This window comes from Stenotrophomonas sp. GW821-FHT09E08, from assembly GCF_059416125.1.
This window is the reverse complement of the sequence record NZ_JBWKOO010000008.1, coordinates 32714-51744: the sequence shown is the minus strand read 5'-3', so window position 1 is coordinate 51744 and position 19031 is coordinate 32714. Positions and strand designations below refer to the sequence as shown.

General features: G+C 66.6%; 15 protein-coding genes. 12 read left to right on the top strand and 3 right to left on the bottom strand.

The window, feature by feature from the left end:
* Positions 1-108: 108 nt before the first annotated feature.
* Positions 109-1233, bottom strand: coding sequence for a GNAT family N-acetyltransferase (locus tag AC07M7_RS11990; protein ID WP_253078850.1), 1125 nt, complete (start codon positions 1231-1233; stop codon positions 109-111).
* Between the two features lie 101 nt (positions 1234-1334).
* The gene (trxB, locus tag AC07M7_RS11985) at positions 1335-2306 is read right to left on the bottom strand and encodes a thioredoxin-disulfide reductase (protein ID WP_032970167.1); all 972 of its coding nucleotides are present in this window, start codon (positions 2304-2306) and stop codon (positions 1335-1337) included.
* Positions 2307-2538: 232 nt separating this feature from the next.
* Here trxB and AC07M7_RS11980 point away from each other — a divergent pair, with 232 nt between their 5' ends.
* The 5 genes from AC07M7_RS11980 to AC07M7_RS11960 all read left to right on the top strand — a co-directional run bounded on the left by AC07M7_RS11980 (position 2539) and on the right by AC07M7_RS11960 (position 9608).
* Positions 2539-4899 carry a DNA translocase FtsK gene (locus AC07M7_RS11980; protein WP_046982916.1) on the top strand — a complete coding sequence of 787 codons (2361 nt, stop codon included), beginning with the start codon at positions 2539-2541 and terminating at the stop codon, positions 4897-4899.
* 38 nt (positions 4900-4937) lie between these two features.
* Complete coding sequence (locus AC07M7_RS11975; protein ID WP_495207475.1) at positions 4938-6881, top strand: DUF3857 domain-containing protein; 1944 nt, start codon at positions 4938-4940, stop codon at positions 6879-6881.
* Positions 6882-6992: 111 nt separating this feature from the next.
* Positions 6993-7631, top strand: a complete 639-nt coding sequence (gene lolA, locus AC07M7_RS11970; RefSeq protein WP_495207474.1) for an outer membrane lipoprotein periplasmic chaperone LolA — start codon at positions 6993-6995, stop codon at positions 7629-7631.
* Between the two features lie 252 nt (positions 7632-7883).
* Positions 7884-9161, top strand: a complete 1278-nt coding sequence (locus AC07M7_RS11965; RefSeq protein ID WP_495207473.1) for a replication-associated recombination protein A — start codon at positions 7884-7886, stop codon at positions 9159-9161.
* Between the two features lie 75 nt (positions 9162-9236).
* Entirely contained in the window at positions 9237-9608 is a 372-nt protein-coding gene (locus AC07M7_RS11960) for a DUF805 domain-containing protein (protein WP_046982920.1), read from the top strand.
* Between the two features lie 72 nt (positions 9609-9680).
* Here AC07M7_RS11960 and AC07M7_RS11955 read toward each other — a convergent pair whose 3' ends face one another.
* On the bottom strand, positions 9681-10055 hold the full coding sequence (locus AC07M7_RS11955; RefSeq protein ID WP_482998085.1) for a hypothetical protein: 375 nt from the start codon (positions 10053-10055) through the stop codon (positions 9681-9683).
* Between the two features lie 282 nt (positions 10056-10337).
* On the opposite strand from AC07M7_RS11955, the gene AC07M7_RS11950 reads away from it, so the two are divergent.
* The 7 genes from AC07M7_RS11950 to fusA all read left to right on the top strand — a co-directional run bounded on the left by AC07M7_RS11950 (position 10338) and on the right by fusA (position 19015).
* Positions 10338-11366 (top strand): alpha/beta hydrolase, encoded by a 1029-nt coding sequence (locus AC07M7_RS11950; protein WP_495207472.1) that lies wholly within the window; start codon positions 10338-10340, stop codon positions 11364-11366.
* Between the two features lie 122 nt (positions 11367-11488).
* On the top strand, positions 11489-12865 hold the full coding sequence (locus AC07M7_RS11945) for a YncE family protein (protein WP_295380783.1): 1377 nt from the start codon (positions 11489-11491) through the stop codon (positions 12863-12865).
* 51 nt (positions 12866-12916) lie between these two features.
* Positions 12917-13963, top strand: a complete 1047-nt coding sequence (locus AC07M7_RS11940; protein ID WP_253078844.1) for a heme/hemin ABC transporter substrate-binding protein — start codon at positions 12917-12919, stop codon at positions 13961-13963.
* Positions 13960-15003, top strand: coding sequence for a FecCD family ABC transporter permease (locus AC07M7_RS11935; RefSeq protein WP_014037165.1), 1044 nt, complete (start codon positions 13960-13962; stop codon positions 15001-15003). The genes AC07M7_RS11940 and AC07M7_RS11935 overlap by 4 nt, the downstream gene beginning before the upstream one ends.
* Entirely contained in the window at positions 15000-15761 is a 762-nt protein-coding gene (locus AC07M7_RS11930) for a heme ABC transporter ATP-binding protein (RefSeq protein ID WP_253078842.1), read from the top strand. Before AC07M7_RS11935 ends, AC07M7_RS11930 begins: the two co-directional genes overlap by 4 nt.
* A 64-nt stretch (positions 15762-15825) precedes the next feature.
* Complete coding sequence (locus tag AC07M7_RS11925; RefSeq protein WP_046982926.1) at positions 15826-16575, top strand: hypothetical protein; 750 nt, start codon at positions 15826-15828, stop codon at positions 16573-16575.
* 403 nt (positions 16576-16978) lie between these two features.
* Positions 16979-19015, top strand: coding sequence for an elongation factor G (fusA, locus tag AC07M7_RS11920; RefSeq protein ID WP_495207471.1), 2037 nt, complete (start codon positions 16979-16981; stop codon positions 19013-19015).
* Positions 19016-19031 lie beyond the last annotated feature (16 nt).

Below are 19031 nucleotides of genomic sequence, written 5' to 3'. Positions count from 1 at the left end.
GCTCTGGCAGGTGCCGGATGGATGCGCGCGGCTCTCGCTGTTGCCCTGGTAGGTGCCCACCTTGGTTGGCACGCTTTTTGGCGGAGCCCAGGTCGAGCAAGCGCGACTCTACGTTCCTGCGCGGAACGGCCCATGCCCTTGCAGCTCCTGCTGGTAACGCCGCACATCGCGCCGCTCCTGCCGGCACCAGTCCTGCAGTGCTTCTGCGAAATCCGGATCGGCCATCCAGTGCCGGCTGCGCACCAGCGTCGGCAGGAAGCCCCGCGCCAGCTTGTGCTCGCCCTGTGCGCCCGGCTCGAAACGGCTCAGCCCTTCGCGCAGGCAGTATTCGATGCCCTGGTAGTAGCAGGCTTCGAAGTGCAGGCCGGGCAGGGTGGCGCCACCCCAGTAACGGCCATACAGCGTGTCTCCACCCCGCAGGCATAGCGCACCGGCAATCGGCTCGCCGTCCTGTTCTGCCAGGAACAGCACCAGCCCCTGACCCAAAGAAATGGCCAGGTGGCGCAGGAAGGCCTCGGTCAGCGCGGGGGCATTGCCGTACTCGAGGAAGGTCTGCAGATAGAAGCGGTACATCGCCTGCAGATCCGCGCGACTCGCTTCATCGCCGTGCACCACGCGGAAGGTGATGCCCTGGCGCGTGACCTTGGCCCGTTCCTGACGGATATTCTTGCGGTGCTTGTGGTCCATCGCACCGAGGAACTGCTCGAACGTCGCCCAGTCACCCGGGTTCTGCCACTGGAACTGCACGTCCTCGCGCAGCAGCCAGTCATCGCCGAACAGCGCCTCGTCCACTGCGGTGTGGAAGTTGATATGGGCCGAGGACACGCCCAGCGTCGGCAGTGCCTCGCGCAATGCCGACAGCAACGTGGCGCGCTCCGGATCGTGACGGGCCAGCAGCCGCGGACCGGTGACCGGCGAGTAAGGCACCGCCCCCAGCCACTTGGGGTAGTAGTCGCGGCCGTGGCGGGCATAGGCGTTGGCCCAGGCGTGGTCGAACACGAACTCGCCGTGGGAGTTGGTCTTCAGGTAGCCCGGAATGGCGCCGACCAGAGTGTCGCCCTCCCACAGCGTGAAATGCCGGGGCTGCCAGCCCCAGTCCTCGCGCAGGCAGCCGTGCTGCTCCAGGCCTGACAGGAAGGCGTGGCTGACGAAGGGGTTGCGGCCGTCGTGCAGGGCATCCCAGTCGGTGGTGGCAATGGACTGCAGGGAGTCGAGGAAGCGGGGGGAGGGCATGGGGGAAGGATAGGGTAGATGAAACAGAAAGGCCGACGCATGGGCGTCGGCCTTTTGCATGAGTCGAGCGTGGCTCGACTCTACAGATGCAGGTTCGCCTCTCAGCTCGCCTTGCCCTGTGCGTCCAAGTAGCGCTCGGCGTCCAGTGCGGCCATGCAGCCGAAGCCGGCCGAGGTGATCGCCTGGCGGTAGTGCTGGTCGGCCACGTCACCGGCGGCAAATACGCCCTCCACCGAGGTCTGGGTAGCGTTGCCGCCCAGGCCCGAACGGATTTCCAGGTAGCCGTTGTTCATTGCCAGCTGGCCGTCGAACAGCTGGGTGTTCGGGTGGTGGCCGATGGCCACGAAGAAGCCGTGGGCGTCGATGTCGCGGGTGGTGCCATCCAGAGTGGACTTCACGCGCACGCCGGTCACGCCGGCCTCGTTGCCCAGCACTTCCTCCACCTGGTGGTGCCAGACGGTCTCGATCTTGCCGGCGGCCACCTTGGCGAACAGCTTGTCCTGCATGATCTTCTCCGCCTTCAGGGTGTCGCGGCGGTGGACCAGGTACACCTTGCGGGCGATGTTGGACAGGTACAGCGCCTCTTCCACGGCGGTGTTGCCGCCGCCGACCACGACTACGTCCTGGTCGCGGTAGAAGAAGCCGTCGCAGGTGGCACAGGCGGAGACGCCGCGTCCCTTGAACTCGTCTTCTGTCGGGATGCCCAGGTACTTGGCGGTGGCGCCGGTAGCGATGATCAGGGCGTCGCAGGTGTACTCGTGGCTGTCGCCGATCAGCTTGAACGGGCGCTGCGACACATCGGCGGTGTGGATGTGGTCGAAGATGACCTCGGTCTCGAAGCGCTCGGCATGGGCCTGCATGCGCGCCATCAGGTCCGGGCCCATCAGGCCGTGGGCGTCACCCGGCCAGTTGTCCACCTCGGTGGTGGTCATCAGCTGGCCGCCCTGCTGCAGGCCGGTGATGACGACCGGCTTCAGGTTGGCGCGGGCGGCGTAGACGGCGGCGGTCCAGCCGGCCGGGCCGGAACCGAGGATGACGAGGCGCTGGTGACGGGAGGGCAGGCTGGTGCTCATGTAAACTCGCGAAAAGGTAGATGGGACAAGGCGCTGGCGATATTTGCGCAGCATCCGTGGCTGGTCATAGAGTGGCGGCTGGGGCAGGGCGATTCAAGCCGATGAACAGAACGCCGTCATCCAGCGGTGGTTCTGGCGGTCAAATGCCCTGTCCGATGTCGCATAACTGAAAACTGACGCCGTCTCATTTATTATCAATCACTAACAGCGCATTCCAAAGGTATGGTCTAAGGTGGCGAAGCAGGTCCCCGAACGCTCCAAGTCCGACGACAGCAAGGCGTCACGTCGCACGGCCGCGGCGGCGACGACCGACAATCCACGCCGCCAGCGTCTCTGGCGCGACCTTGGCCTGATCGCCATCGCGCCGGCGCTGCTGTACCTGGCGGCCAGTCTTTTCACGTATTCAGCCACTGATCCGGGCTGGTCGCATACCGGCAGCGTGGTCGCGCCGGTACACAACCTCGGCGGCCGCGCCGGTGCATGGATCGCCGACGTGCTGCTGCAGCTGTTCGGCTACATCGCGTTCCTGCTGCCGGTGGTGCTGGGCGCGCTGGCGTGGATCGCCATGTTCGGGCTCAAGCGCGAGAGCAAGGGCGAGAACGACCTGGATCCGGCACTGCGCCTGGTCGGGCTGGTCGGCTTCCTGATTGCCGGCACCGGCTTCCTGCACGTGCGCCTGTTCAGTGGCGACGTGGCCCATGCTGGCGGCATCCTCGGCAAACTGGTCGGCAACTCGCTCACGGTGGGCTTCGGCGCACTGGGTGCGAACCTGTTCGTGCTGGTGCTGCTGCTGGCCTCGATCACCCTGGCCACCGGGCTGTCCTGGTTCGTGGTGATGGAGAAGATCGGCCGCGGCGTGATGTCGCTGGCGCCATTGCTGGAGCGCAAGAAGGAAGAAGTCACCGAATGGCAGCAGACCCGGGTGATGCGCGAGGAGCGCCAGGAAGTGCGCAAGGCTGACGCTGAAGTGCGTGCCAAGCGCGAGCCGGTGAAGATCGAGCCACGCCCGGAACCAGTGATCGAGAAGAGTGACCGGGCCAAGCGCGACACGCAGATCCCGATGTTCCGTGGCGTCAACGGCGACGGCTCGGACCTGCCGCCGCTCGCCCTGCTGGACGACCCCAAGCCGCAGCCGGTGGGCTACGACAAGGAAACCCTGGACGCGCTGTCGCGGCAGATCGAGTTCAAGCTGAAGGATTTCCGCATCGACGCCCAGGTGGTTGGCGCCAACCCCGGCCCGGTCATCACCCGCTTCGAGATCGAGCCCGCGCCGGGCATCAAGGTCAGCCAGATCAGTTCGCTGGACAAGGACATCGCGCGCGGCCTGTCGGTGAAGTCGGTGCGCGTAGTCGACGTGATTCCGGGCAAGTCGGTGATCGGCCTGGAAATTCCCAACGTCACCCGCGAGATGATTTACCTGTCCGAGCTGCTGCGCTCGAAGGAATACGACAAGTCGGCCAGCGTGCTGACCCTGGCGCTGGGCAAGGACATCGCCGGCCGCTCGACCGTGGCCGATCTGGCGCGCATGCCGCACCTGCTGGTGGCCGGTACCACCGGTTCGGGCAAGTCGGTGGCGGTCAACGCGATGGTGCTGAGCCTGCTGTTCAAGGCCTCGCCGAAAGACCTGCGGATGCTTATGATCGACCCGAAGATGCTCGAACTGAGCGTCTACCAGGGCATCCCGCACCTGCTGGCGCCGGTGGTCACCGACATGAAGGAGGCCGCCAACGGCCTGCGCTGGTGCGTGGCCGAGATGGAGCGCCGCTACAAGCTGATGAGCGCGGTGGGCGTGCGCAACCTGGCCGGCTTCAACAAGAAGGTGAAGGAAGCCCAGGACGCCGGCCAGCCGCTGATGGACCCGCTGTTCAAGCCGAACCCGGAGCTGGGCGAGGCGCCGCGACCGTTGGAGACGCTGCCGTTCGTCGTCATCTTCATCGACGAATTCGCCGACATGATGATGATCGTCGGCAAGAAGGTGGAAGAGCTGATCGCGCGCCTGGCACAGAAGGCGCGTGCGGCCGGCATCCACCTGATCCTGGCCACGCAGCGCCCGTCGGTGGACGTGATCACCGGCCTGATCAAGGCCAACATCCCGACCCGTATCGCGTTCCAGGTCAGTTCCAAGATCGACTCGCGCACCATCCTCGACCAGTCCGGCGCGGAAACCCTGCTGGGCCACGGCGACATGCTGTACCTGCCGCCGGGTACCGCCATGCCCGAGCGCGTGCATGGCGCCTTCGTCTCCGACGAGGAAGTACATCGCGTGGTCGAACACCTCAAGGCGATGGGCCCGGCCGACTATGTCGACGGCGTGCTGGACGAAGTGCAGACGATGGGTGACGGCGTGGTCGTCGGCGCTACCGGCCTGCCCGAGAACAGTTCTTCCGGCGACGAGTCCGACCCGTTGTATGACGAGGCGCTGCGCGTGGTCACCGAGACCCGTCGAGCATCGATTTCCGGTGTGCAGCGCCGGTTGAAGATCGGCTACAACCGTGCAGCGAGGCTGATCGAGGCCATGGAAGCGGCCGGCGTGGTCAGTTCGCCCGAGCACAATGGCGACCGCACGGTGCTGGCACCGCCGCCGCCGAAGTAAGACCCGACGTATCCCCACGACGTCCAAGGAACCGACGCATGCTTCAACCCGTACCAAGCGCGCTGGCACTGGCGCTGGCAGCCCTGATGGCTGCCGGCCCGGCACTCGCAGACACCGCCACCTCCGCGCCCGCCACGGCGCCGCCTTCCACCAGCGGCGATACCGAAGCCAGCAATAATTTCAGCATTGTCCGTTACCGCGCCGACTACCAGGTGCGGCCGGATGCGGGCAATGTGCAGACCGAAACCTACGAGGTCCTGCTCAAGACCAAGGCATCCGTCGAGCAGTTCAGCCAGGTGCGGCTGAGCTACAGCGAGAAGATGGAGACGCTGGACGTGCTCGGCGCCTACACCATCACCGCAGACGGCCAGCGCCGCGACGTGCCCGCCGACCGCATCTATACCCAGGAAAGCTATTCCAGTGCCTCGGCGGCAATGTACGCCGACCGCAAGGTGCGGGTGATCGTGTTCCCGAACCTGGCCCCCGGTACGCGGTTGTACTACCAGGTGCGCCGTACCCAGGCCACGCCATACTTCCCGGGCTACTTCGGCCTGTGGGAGACCTTCAATGTCTTCACCGAGTACGAGGACGCCGAGGTCACCCTCAGTGCGCCGGCCAACCTGCCGATGTTCGTCGACAGCCGCGGCGTGCAGGGCAGCGATCGCCCAACGGTGAAGAACGGCCAGGCACAGTGGCGCTGGCGCTATCAGCGCCGCGAAGCCATGCCGGCACAGAACTGGTCGGCGGCGGGCTGGGAGTTCGGCCCGAACATCATGGCCAGCACCTATCGTGACTGGTCGCAGATGGGCCGTGCCTACCAGCTCAAGGCTGGTCCGGCGGCGCAGGTCACGCCGGAGCTGCAGGCGCTGGCCGATCAGATCACCACCGGCATCAGCGATCGCCGCGAGCAGGCCGACGCGCTGTACCGCTGGGTCGCGCAGAACATCCGCTATGTGGCGGTGTATCTGGGCAACGGCGGCCTGGAGCCGAACAGCGCGCAGAGCATCCTGGACAACCACTACGGTGACTGCAAGGACCATGTGACGATCCTGGAGGCACTGCTGGCCGCCAAGGGAATCGCCAGTTCGCCGGTGCTGATCGGTGCCGGCGGTGGCCCGACCCTGCCGAAGATTCCAGTGCTGGGTCGCTTCAACCACGCCATCACCTACATCCCCGAATTCGATCTGTACCTGGATTCGACCACCGCCTGGGCGCGCTTCGGGCAGCTGCCGGAAGGCGACCTGGGCGCACCGGTGATGCGCACCCGCGATGCGAGCCTGGCGCGCACCCCGGCCAACACGCCGCAGCGCAATGCCACTTCGATGGAAGTGCGCTTCACCTTCGACGCCAATGGCAACCTGCGCGGCGAGACCATTCCGAAGCTGGGCGAGAACGCTGAGATCGGAATGCGCGCCCAGTTCTCCCAGCTCAACGCGCAGAACCGTGCGCGCGCTGAAGAGCAGATCATGGCCGCGTCCGGTTTCGACGGGCGAGGGCAGTTGCAGATCCAGGGCGTGCCGGTCGACCTGACCCGGCCGTTCGGCTACCGCATGGCGTTCCAGGCTGAGGACTATGCCGACTTCAGCGTGGCCGGCGGCATGGCCGTGCCGGACCCGCCGGGTGGTGAATCGGTGCGCGGCCTGTACGCCACGGCCTCGGCGCCGGCCAACGAGACGCCGTTCTACTGCAACGCCAGCCTGCGCGAGGAAACCTATCGCCTGCAGTTCCCGGCCACTGCACCGATCATCGCCATTCCGGCCAGCCAGCGTTTTGCCAACGCTGCCGGCGAGTACCGGGTGGACTGGAGCCGCGAGGGCCAGGACGTGATCGTGCGCCACCGCCTGCAGCAGAACGCGGTGCGTGGCCCGGAGGCGTTGTGCCAGCCGCAGGACTATCCGGCGTTCCGCGCGCTGTATCGCGAAGTGCGGCGCGGCTTCCGGGGCCAGGTGCTGTACGGCAAGCTGCCGACGACTGGTGGCTGAATCGCCGAGGGGCGTTCAGGGCGGCATAATGTCGCCCTGATCGCCCATTCATCTTTGCCCGGGCACACTGGCAACCACCTTTCCTGGCGCCCGCGCCCACAGGATTCCCGCATGAACTTCCGCTTCCGCCGTTTCCTTGCCACCACCACCCTGGCCGTGGCCTGCGCCGCCGCCGGCAGCGCCTGGGCTGGCGCCCGCGATGACCTGAAGACCTTCACCAGCGGCCTGAAGGGCCTGGATGGTCAGTTCAGCCAGCAGGTGTTCGACAGCCGCGGCAAGGTCAAGGAATCGACCAGCGGCCGCGTGGCGCTGTCGGCGCCGCGCCTGTTCCGCTGGGAATACGTGCGCCCGCACGAACAGCTGATCGTGGCCGACGGCAGGAAGGTCTGGATGTACGAGCCTGACCTGGAACAGGCCACCGTGCGCGAGCAGGGCAAGGAAGAGCAGAACAGCCCGCTGACCGCGCTGATCAACCCGGCGCTGCTGGAACAGCAGTACGACCTCAGCGAAGAGGCTGCCCGGCGTGACGGCCTGCAGTGGTTGTCGCTGTCGCCGAAGCGCGATACCGAAGCCAGCTTCCAGTACGCCGCGCTGGGCTTCAACGCCCAGGGTCTGGCCAGGATGGAAATCACCGACGCCGTCGGCCAGCGCACCGTGATCAGCTTCAGTGGCTGGAAGCGCAACCCGGGCTTCGCCGCCGGCACCTTCAGCTTCACCCCGCCGAAGGGCACCGACGTCATCGGCAACTGATCTCTGGGCGGCACCGCCCTGGTGGGTGTCAACCTTGGTTGACACGCTTTTGATCTGCCGGTCAGCGGCCGGCACTACTGAACCCTGTGGCCTGATCCGCTACCGATCACGGCCTGGCGCTGCTGGGTGCCAACCTTGGTTGGCACGCTCTCGCGGTACAATGACCGCGTGGCAAGACATCGTTCAACTTCCTTTCCCGGTCCCGATCTGCTGAGCGTCGATCGGGATCATCTGCGCCCGCTGGCCGAGCGCATGCGCCCGCGCACCCTCGACGAGATGGTCGGGCAGAAGCGCCTGCTGGCGCCGGACAGCGCGCTGCGCCGCGCGGTCGAATCCGGTCGCGTGCATTCGATGATCCTGTGGGGGCCGCCGGGCTGCGGCAAGACCACGCTGGCACTGCTGCTGGCCGAATATTCCGACGCCGAATTCCGCGCCATCTCCGCCGTGCTGTCCGGCCTGCCGGAAGTGCGCCAGGTGCTGGCCGAGGCCGCGCAGCGTTTCGCTGAAGGTCGCCGCACGGTGCTGTTCGTGGACGAGGTGCATCGCTTCAACAAGGCGCAGCAGGATGCGTTCCTGCCGCACATCGAGCGCGGCACGATCCTGTTCGTCGGTGCCACCACCGAAAATCCGTCGTTCGAGCTGAACTCGGCGCTGCTGTCGCGCTGCCGCGTGCATGTGCTGGAGGGGGTTTCGCCCACCGACATTGTCGAGGCGCTGGAACGTGCGCTGGGTGATCGCGAACGCGGCCTGGGCGAGGAGGGCATCGAAGTCGCCCCCGAGCTTCTGCTGGAAATTGCGACCGCCGCCGATGGTGATGTGCGTCGTGCGCTGACCCTGCTGGAGATCGCCGCCGAACTGGCGGGTGGGGAGGGTGGCCGCATTACCCCGCAGACGCTGACCCAGGTGCTGGCCGATCGCACCCGCCGCTTCGACAAGGGTGGCGAGCAGTTCTACGACCAGATATCGGCGCTGCACAAGTCCGTGCGCAGCTCCAACCCTGATGCCGCGTTGTACTGGCTGACCCGCATGCTTGATGGCGGCTGCGATCCGTCTTACCTGGCGCGCCGGCTGACCCGCATGGCGATCGAGGATATCGGTCTGGCTGATCCGCGCGCGCAGAGCATGGCACTGGAAGCCTGGGACATCTACGAGCGTCTGGGTAGCCCGGAAGGCGAGCTGGCGTTTGCCCAGCTGGTGCTCTATCTGGCCAGCACCGCCAAGTCGAATGCTGGCTATGCCGCCTTCAACCAGGCCAAGGCCGATGTGCGCGACAGCGGCACCGAAGAAGTGCCGCTGCACCTGCGCAACGCGCCGACCAAGCTGATGAAGGAGCTGGGCTATGGCGCCCAGTACCAGTATGACCACGATGCCGAAGGCGGCATCGCACTGGACCAGACCGGCTTCCCGGATGCGATGGGCGAACGGGTGTACTACAACCCGGTTCCTCGTGGCCTGGAAATCAAGCTGAAGGAAAAGCTGGACCGGCTGCGTGCCGAGCGCGAAGCGGCGCGGGCCGCGAAGGGCCGCTGAGCCGGCTCGACGCCACATTGTTCTGCGCGCCTGCATTTGGCACACTGCGCGGCCACTTTTTCAAGGATTGATGCCGTGCAGGAAATGATTCTGCCGTTGAAGCGTTACGCCCAGTTCGATGGTCGGGCCAACCGTCGCGAGTACTGGATGTTCCAGCTGTTCCTGTTGATCGTCTCAGCCGTCCTGATGGTGCCGCTCATCGCCGGGTTGGTGATGCAGTCGGATGGCTTGGGCATCGCGTCGATCATCCTGTTTGTCGTGTTCTGGTTGGCTACCCTGCTGCCGGTCATCGCGGTCACCGTGCGCCGCCTGCATGACTGCAACCAGTCGGGCTGGATGTACCTGCTGGCCTTCATTCCGTTCGGCGGCCTGGTGATCTTCGTGTTCGCGCTGCTGCCGGGTACGCCGCAGGAGAATGCATATGGTCCGGTACCTGCGGGCCCCTGACATGGCATGAGTCGAGCACGGCTCGACTCTACAGAGACAAAGAGAAGAAGCCGGCGTTCGCCGGCTTCGTCCTTACTTGACGGCGCAGTCGCCGAACGACAGATAGTCCGAGCCGGAGCTGAACTGCAGCGTGCAGCTGGCGGTGAAGGCGGCGCCTTCTTCCAGTGCGCTGAGCTTGGCGGCCTGCTGCGCATCGTCGGTGGTCAGCCGGGCCAGGACATTGCCCTGGTCATCGCCGGCCTCGATCAGCGGCTCGCCCTGCAGGTTGCTGGAAACACCCAGCGCGACGGCGGTGAAGGTCACCGTCTGGTTGAGTTCTTCCATGCTCAGCGTCGAATAGCCGGCCTCTTCATAGGCCTGGTAGAGCGTCGGCAGATCCTGCGCGGCATGGGCGGCCAGCGGTGCGAGCAGGCCGAGGGAGAGTGCGATCAGGGTGGTGTGCTTCAAGAGAGTCTCACGATCATGGGATCCAATCCCATGGCGGTCATGGCGCGGATGAGCGCGACCGGATCGACGGCAGACTAACCGCCCTCCGTGGCCGCGCTGTAAGCGGGGCGATCCAATGCCCCGGTGGCCAGCAAAATAGGGGAAATGCCGTGCCCAGCGCAACCGGGTCATCGCGCGCGTGATACACAGCGTGACGTTCGATCGATGTGATAATCATTCGCGTTTAAGGTAGACTGCGGTCCCTTGTGAACCGGCGGCCCTGGGCCGCTTCTGCCGCCGCTGATGAAGCATTTCGTCCTGCCTTCGCGCCGTGGTCCGCTGGCCCGCGGACTGGCCGCCTTGATGATGGGTCTGCTCCTGGCCACCCCGTACGCCCACGCCCAGCAGCGCAATCCGCTGCAGAAGATCGGCCACACCGTGCTCGACGAGCCGGCGGCCAGCTATCGCTTCGAACATTTCGTGGTGGACAGCCCCGACCAGCAGCGCCGTTGGCGGGTGAATCTGGCGATTCCGGCCAAGGCCGGCAGGACGCCGTTGCCGGTGCTGTACGCGCTGGACGGCAATGCGGTGGCGATGGTGCTGGACCAGCCGCTGCTGGCCGAGCTGGCCGCGCGCAAGACGCCACCGGTACTGGTACTGATCGGCTACGACAACGACCTGCGCATCGATTCCAAGGCGCGCACACGCGATTACACCGCGTGGATCGATCGCGCAGACGACGAGAGCGGCAGCACCCAGGCGGTCGGCGGTGGCGCTGCGGCCTTCCTTGATGTGATCGAGCGCCGCATCAAGCCCGAAGTCGAGCGTCGCGCACGCATCGACGCGCAGCAGCAAGCGCTGTGGGGCCACTCACTTGGCGGGTTGTTCGTGCTCAATGCGCTGTACACCCGTCCCGCCTCCTTCCAGTCCTACCTGGCGGCCAGTCCGTCGCTATGGTGGAGCCAGGGTGCTGCACTGGGTGATCCGGAACAGCAGTTCGTGCAGAACGCGCATGGCCAGCCGGCGAAGCTCTGGCTGATGCTGGGTGGCGCCGAGCGCGTCGGTGATCGTGGCAAGCGCGACATGAACAATCCGCGCGTGGTCGCGCACCTGCGCCGTATCAGTGGGGCCACCCCGGATGCTGCCATGCAGCTGTCCGAGCGCTTGGGCAAGGTGCCGGGCATGCGCGTGCAGTACCGCGAGTTCCCCGGCCTCGGCCATGGTCCGATGCTGCCCGCGTCGTTCCACGCTGCGCTGCATGAACTGTATGGCGTGTCCGACCGCAGTGCCGGTGACGGCGCGCCCAACGGCGGTGACAACGCCGCCGAATGAATCCCTTCGCATGCCAAGGCATGCGACCCCACTACCCAGGCGAGGCTGCCGATGTGCAGCGGCCCAGGCAACCGATGAATCCCGCGTCACGTGGCGCGGCCTACGTGTGCAAGGAGCCTTCCATGTCGTTCCGTCCGTCTTTCCGTCTTACCTCTCTCGCCGCTGGCCTGTTGCTGGCCGTGACCGCCACCGCACAGCCGGTGTTCGATCAGCCGGCCAACGCCACCTTCAAGGGCGAGGTTGTCTCGCGCGGTGAGAACGTGGTTCCCGGCAGCACTGCCGACGTGGTGGGTCGCGGTTTCGTGCCGGGCCAGAAAGTCAGCCTGCTGCGTGGCGACAGCGTGCTGAACACGCAGCCGCTGGTGGTCGATGCTGATGGCAACTTCAAGACCCAGCTGAGCATCCCGGCCGACGCCGTGCCGGGCACCCATCCTGTGGTGGTGCGCGCCAGCCAGCCGGCTGCAGCCACCGTGCTGAAGCTGCGCGTCTCGCCGCAGTTGCCGCTGTCCGGCCAGGCGCAGTTCTCCACCCAGTCCAACAAGCTGGTGCCGGGCCTGTACCAGTCCGCCTATAGCGCCGCCAGCAACGCGGTGTTCGTGACCTCGGCCGTGGGCCGCCCGCCGGTGACCCAGTCGCAGCTGCTGAAGCTGGACCCGAAGTCGCTGAAGGTGACCAAGGCGATCACCCCGGCGCAGGTGCCGGGCAGCACCAATGGCGCGGTCTACGCGGTCTACGGTGTCGGCGTGGATGACACCAACGGCAATGTCTGGGTCACCAACACCCGCCAGAACTCCATCGCGGTCTACCGCCAGAAGGACCTGTCGCTGGTCCACCAGTTCCCGGTCGATGCCGTGCCGCATGCGCGCGACGTGGTGGTTGATGGCACCCACGGCAAGGTGTTTGCCTCGGCCACAGGTGAGGACCACCTGTCGGTGTTCGACGCCAAGACCCTCAAGGAGCTGCCGGCGGTGACGCTGGAGTCCGGCGTGGACGACGGCAAGTTCACCCCGATGAGCCTGGTGCTGGACGAGAAGGGCGGCAAGCTGTTCACCGTCAGCATCGGCACCCCGGAAGCGGCAGTGATCGACGTGGCCAGCGGCAAGGTCGAGAAGGTCATCGACCTGGGCAATTCGATCAGCGCCTCGGGCGTGGCCTTCGACGCAGCGCGCAACCGCCTGTACGTGGCCTCGCAGGGCACTGACAACCTGCTGATCGTCGATGTGGCCGCCGGCAAGGTGCTGCATGACGTGCCGGTCGGCGCCGGTGCGCTGAACGTCGCCTTCGATGATGCCTCCGGCCTGGCCTACGTCAGCAACCGTGGCGCTGGCACGGTCACCGTGGTGAACGGTGACGGCAAGGTGGTCGCCAACCTTGACGGCGGTACGCTGCCGAACCACGTCCGTGCCGATGGCAAGGGCAACGTGTTCGCGGTGAACAAGTCGCGTGGCGCCGAAGACCCGAAGGGTGACCGCATCACCCGCATCACCCCGAAGCAGTAAGTCACACGGCAGGGCGGCGTGCGCGTCGCCCTGCCAGCAAGGAGAACGAGCATGAACATCGCGTCCCGCCTGCGCCTCTGTGCGCTTCCGTTGGCTGTCTCGCTGGCACTGGCTGCCTGCGGCGGTTCATCTACGCCCTCGGACAGCGGCAAGCCGGTTGAGCCCGCCGCCGCAACCGCGCCTGGCGAAGTTGCGTTGCCGGCTGGCTGGCAGCGCGTGGCCGGCACCGATATGCCGGTCGTGCGCGACCAGAAGGCTGTGCTGCCGGCCAAGGTGCATTCCGATGACGGCGCCGACGTCGAGGTGGCCGATACCAGCCGCATCATCGCCGGTGGTGACGACGTGATCGCGGTGATCGAGGCGCTGGGACTGAACAAGCAGGTGTTCGCCGCGCCGACCAATACCACCACCCAGGCTGGCCTGGCTGCCCCGCACCAGTTCCTGTTCAACCGCACCACTGGCGTGGAGGGCGTGCTGAGCCTGCAGGGCTCGCTGTTCCTCGGCAACAGCCTGCGCCGGCACACCGAGCTGGCGAAGAAGCTGCGTGAGGTGGGCGAACCGGCGGTGGTCATCGACGATCTGCAGCCGGCGCCGGACAAGGTGCGCAAGGTCGCCGCCGCACTAGGGCTGGCCGAAGCAGGGCAGGCACTTGCCACGCAGGTGCAGCGCCAGCTCGATGAGGCTGCAGCGATTGGCAAGGGCCTGGGCCATGCGCCACGACTGATCCATGTATCGGCAACCGGCGCCGGAGGCTCGCCGACTGTTGCGGGTGCCGACAGTGCGTCGGCGCAGCTGATCGCACTGGCTGGTGGCATCAACATCGGCACCGAGGCGGGGGTGAAGAACTACTCGCAGCTGAGCAATGAAGGCGTGGTCGCCGCGGCGCCGGAGGTGATCCTGGTGACCGAGCATGACCTGCAGCTGTTCGGTGGTGCCGAGGGCCTGTGGAAGGCGTACCCGACGCTGAAGCAGACCCCGGCCGGGCAGGCCAATCGGGTCTGGGTGATGCCGGATGTGCAGCTGAAGTACACCAGTGTTGGTTCCGGTGCTGGCGCGCTGGCGCTGGCCAAGGCCCTGGCGGCGTTGCCGAAGGCATGAGTCCGGCGGATCGGCGCCGCCGTCGCGGGCGGACGATGTTGCTGGTGGCGTTGCTGGCACTGCTGGGTGCGGTGCTGGCCTCGTTCGCCGTGGGCCCGCTGCGGTTGCCGCCGCTGGAAGTGATGCAGGCGCTGGCGGTGAAGCTGGGCCTGCTCGATCCGCAGGCGGTCAGCAGCCGCGACCTCGCCGTGGTCTGGCAGCTGCGTATTCCGCGTGCCCTGTTGGGCGCGATGGTCGGCGCGTCGCTGGCGATGGCCGGTGCCAGCCTGCAGGGCTTGTTCGGCAATCCGCTGGCCGACCCCGGCATTGTCGGTGTCAGCCAGGGCGCCGCGCTCGGTGCGGTGGCCGCCATCGTACTCGGCGCTGCCGGTGCGGCCGGCTGGCTGGTGCCGGTGGCCGCGTTCGCTGGCGGCGCACTGGCAATCGGCCTGACCTACGCGTTGGCCCGGCCCGGCAAGGGCACGGGCAACGCCACGCTGCTGCTGGTCGGTATCGCGATGGCCGCGTTCTGCTCGGCACTGATCGGTTTCCTCACGTACATCGCCAGCGAAAGCGAGCTGCAGTCGCTGGTGTTCTGGCAGATGGGCTCGCTGGCGCGCGCAAACTGGGCCGATGTGGCGGCCGTGGTGCCGTTGTTCGCCATCGGTGTGTTCGCGCTGCAGCGATTGGCCACGCCGCTGGACATGCTGGCGCTGGGTGAGCGCCAGGCGCAGCACCTCGGGCTGGATGTCACCCGCACGAGGCGTCGCTTGGTGGCGTTCAGTGCGCTGCTGGTGGGGGCTGCGGTGGCTTTTGCCGGTTCGATCAGTTTCGTTGGCCTGGTGGTGCCGCACGTGGCGCGCCTGCTGGTCGGCCCTGGTCATCGCTGGTTGCTGCCGTTGTCCGGCCTGCTCGGTGCGCTGCTGATCGTGGTGGCCGACACCGCGGCTCGCACGCTGGATCCGCCGGCGGAGATTCCTCTGGGCCTGTTCTCGGCTGCACTGGGTGCACCGTTCTTCCTCTGGCTGGTGCTGCAGCAGCGCCGCAAGGCCGCGCCATGAGCGTGTTGTTGAAACTGCACGAGGTGGTGGTGCGTCGCCAGCAGCGCGAGATCCTGCACGGCATCTCGCTGGCGTTCGAGCCGGGTACGGTGACCGCGCTGGTCGGCCCGAATGGCGCGGGCAAGTCCACATTGCTGGCTGTGGCGGCCGGTGACCTGCGTGCCGACGCTGGCGAAGTAAGCCTGCTCGGCAAGCCGTTGGCCGGTTACAAGGCCGGGCCACTGGCGCGCGAGCGTGCGGTGATGCCGCAGGAGCATGGCGTGCGCTTTGCCTTCAGCGTGGAGGAGGTGGTAGCGATGGGGCGCTTGCCGCACCCGCCCGACTCTGTAGTGGATGATGCGCAGGTGGAAGCCGCGATCGATGCCGCGGAACTGCAGGCGCTGCGCCTGCGTGAGGTGCAGCAGCTGTCGGGCGGTGAATCGGCACGGACCACGTTCGCGCGCGTGCTGGCACAGGACACGCCGTTGCTGCTGCTCGATGAGCCGACTGCAGCGCTGGACCTGCGCCACCAGGAGCGCACCCTGCGCAGCGTGCGCGCCTGCGCCGAGGGCGGAGCGTGCGTAATCGTGGTGCTGCACGATCTGAATCTTGCCGCCGGCTATGCTGACCGCATCGTGCTGCTGGAGCAGGGCAGGGTAGCGGCCGATGGCACGCCGTTGCAGGTGCTCACCGAAGACAACCTGCAGCGGGTTTACCAGCAGGATGTGGTGGTGCTGGAGCATCCGCGGCGCGGAGTGCCGTTGGTCGTGGTGACCTGAGCATCAAACTGCTTTGCCAGGCGACGTATCATGTGCGGTTCGTTCTCTTCAAAGGACTGATGCAATGATCCGTACTGTTTCACATGGCGTGCTGCTCTCGGCAATGGTCGCCTCCGTATGCGCCGTCAGCACCGCGTCCGCATCCTCGGTCTCCCTGATGAAGGCCGCCGAGCAGGCCTCGCGGATCGAGAGCCGGTATTCCACCGGCGGGAGCGCTCCGGTGGTTCCGGTGACGACCCGCTATTTCGCCAATGATGAAGTGCTCATCAGCTGGGATGACCAGCAGGTGCTGATGCTGTGCAGGGAGGCGGTGTACCTGCAGATTCCTGCCGGCAAGGCAGGTGACGTTGCGCTGGCCACCGAACAGCGGCAGATGATTGCCTATCAGGCAATGATGTCCGGCCTGGGTTCGCTTGCGACCGTGGCCGAAGCGGCAGGTGATTCCGTAGTGGTGGCAGACGACGGTAGCGAGACCCGTCGCGCAGGTGAGAGCAGCTGGGCCTATGGGGTGGAACGCCATGACGTCACTACCCAGCGCATGGCCGATGGCGCGCTGCGGATCCGGGCGCGCAAGACCGAGACCGTGAACAAGGCCAAGCCTGCGGAGCCGGACGACATGTTCAGTACCGAAGACGACCAGGCGGCGCGACTGTCGGAGCTGGCGCCGGTCGGCAGCTGGACCGAGGTGGTGGTCCATGGCGGCCCGCGCCAAGCGCAGGTGGATCCGGCGATGTCGTTGAAGGGATGGATCTCGATGGGGGACGACCAGGCTGCGACCGTGGCTGAGGCCCGCAAGCTGCATGAGTGCAAGTAAGGCAGGGTAGGGGTCAGAGCCCTTTGCTGTGGCAAAGGGATCTGACCCCTTTCATTGTCGGCCTCATCGTTCCATTTATGTGCTCAATATTCACTTGCGCGCCAGATTGGCAGGTCTAGAATGCGCCCCATGAACCGGATGCCGCTCCTGAAGTTTTTCACCCTGACCCGCGCAAGCGCGGAACGGGCGTATCTGCCTGGAGCCCCACGAGGCCGTTGAGACGGCCATCGCTGGACCTTCGACAGAGCGCCCTCCGGGGCGCTCTTTTCGTTTCACCCATCACCCGCTGTACCGCAAGGAGAACGTGCCATGCACCAGATCGCCGAGACCGAACGCTAGCCGCGCGCCCTGTCGCCAACCGGGGTGCGCGGCCCTCGAAGTTGGCTTTGCAGGAACCTTTCTCATGAACACCCAAGTCCTTTCCCGCCGTCGCAACCTTGGCATCATTGCCCACATCGACGCCGGCAAGACCACGCTGACCGAACGCCTGCTATGGAAAAGCGGCGAAATCCATCGCGTCGGCGAAGTGCACGACGGCAATGCGACCACCGATTTCTCGGCGATCGAGCGCGAGCGTGGCATCACCATCGGCGCGGCCGCCGTGCAGGCGCAGTGGGCGCCGCGCGACCTGCCGCCGCATCGGCTGACCCTGATCGACACTCCCGGCCACATCGACTTCGCCATTGAAGTCGAGCGTTCGCTGCGCGTGCTCGACGGTGCCGTGGCCGTGTTCTCGGCCGTGGACGGCGTGCAGCCGCAGTCAGAGACGGTGTGGCGCCAGGCGCGTCGCCATCGTGTGCCGCTGATCGCGTTCGTCAACAAGATGGACCGCGTAGGCGCTTCGTTCGAGCGTGTGCTGGAGCAGCTGCAGGACAAGCTGCAGGCGCGGCCGTGGGCGCTCGGTATGCCACTGGGCAGCGAAAGCGATTTCAACGGCTGGGTCGACCTGGTCGATGAGCGCGTGCTGCACTGGCAGGATGGTGCCGTAACCACGGTGACCCCGTGGGACGACGCGGCGCGCACCCTGTGGCAGCCGCAGCGCGACGCGCTGGTTGAGGCCGTGGCCGACCACGACGAACTGCTGGCTGATGCCTGGCTGGAAGGTCGCGCGATCGATGCGGAACTGCTGCGTGCGGCGATCCGACGGGCGACGCTGGCCGGTGCAGGCGTGCCGGTGCTGGCCGGTGCCGCGTTCAAGGACAAGGGCATCGAAACCCTGCTGGATGCGGTGGTCGATTACCTGCCGTCGCCGCTGGATCGTCCTGCCGTGACCGCCGAGAGCGAAGACGGCGACGTGGTGCTGCCGCCGGATCCAGACGGTCCACTGGCCGGCCTGCTGTTCAAGATCACCCACCAGCAGCACGGCGCGCTGAGCTTCGTGCGGCTGTACTCGGGCACCTTGAAGGTCGGCGATGCGGTGGCCAGTTCGCAGCATCCGCAGGGGCGGCGTGTCAGCCGCCTGGTGCGGGTGCAGGCCGACCAGACCCACGACATTGAACAGGCCGTGGCCGGTGACATCGTCGCGGTGCTGGGCTGGAAGGATGCGGTCAGCGGCGAAACGCTGAGCGACCGCGCGCAGCCGCTGCGCCTGGAAAGCATTCAGGCACAGGCACCGGTGCTGGCCTGGCGGCTGGAACCGGCACGCGCGGCCGACCTGATCCGGATGGCGCAGGGCCTGGCCAGCCTGGCCCAGGAAGATCCGTCGTTCCGTGTCGAAACCGATCGCGACACGGCGGAGACCCTGGTCTGGGGCATGGGCGAGCTGCACCTGGAGGTGATGGTCGAGCGCCTGCGCAGCGAATGGAAGGTAGACGTAGGCGTAGGTGCGCCGCGTGTGGCCTACCAGGAGACGCCGATGCGTGCGATGGCCGGGGTTGTGGGCCGGCTGGTCAAGCAGACCGGCGGTCAGGGCCAGTTCGCGCACGTGGTGCTGGATGTGTCGCCGCGCGAAGACGGCCAGGTGGTGTTCAACGATCGCATCGTTGGTGGCTTGGTGCCCCGCAGCTTCATCAGCGCCGTGGAGAAGGGCGTGCGTGCTGCGCTGTCTGAAGGCCCTCAGGGTCATCCGGTGGTCGGTATCGAGGTCAGTCTTGTCGATGGCCAGACCCACGCCAAGGACTCTTCGGAAATGGCGTTCCATCGCGCCGGTGCCGAGGCGATCAAGGCGGCGCTGGCCGAAGGTGGCACGCAACTGCTGGAGCCGGTGATGGCAGTGACAGTGCATTCGCCGTCGGCGTCGGTGGGAGATGTGGTGGGCGACCTCAACCGTCGCCATGGCCGTATTGCCCGCATCGAAGACCAGGAGGGTCGCGCCGAAGTCAGCGGCTTTGCGCCGCTGGCGCAGCTGGTGGGCTACACCACTTCGCTGCGTTCGCTCAGCCAGGGTCGGGCGAGCAGCGAGGCGCACCTGCACGGCTACGAGCCGGTACGCGCTGCGTGAGGAAAGGTGAGGGGAG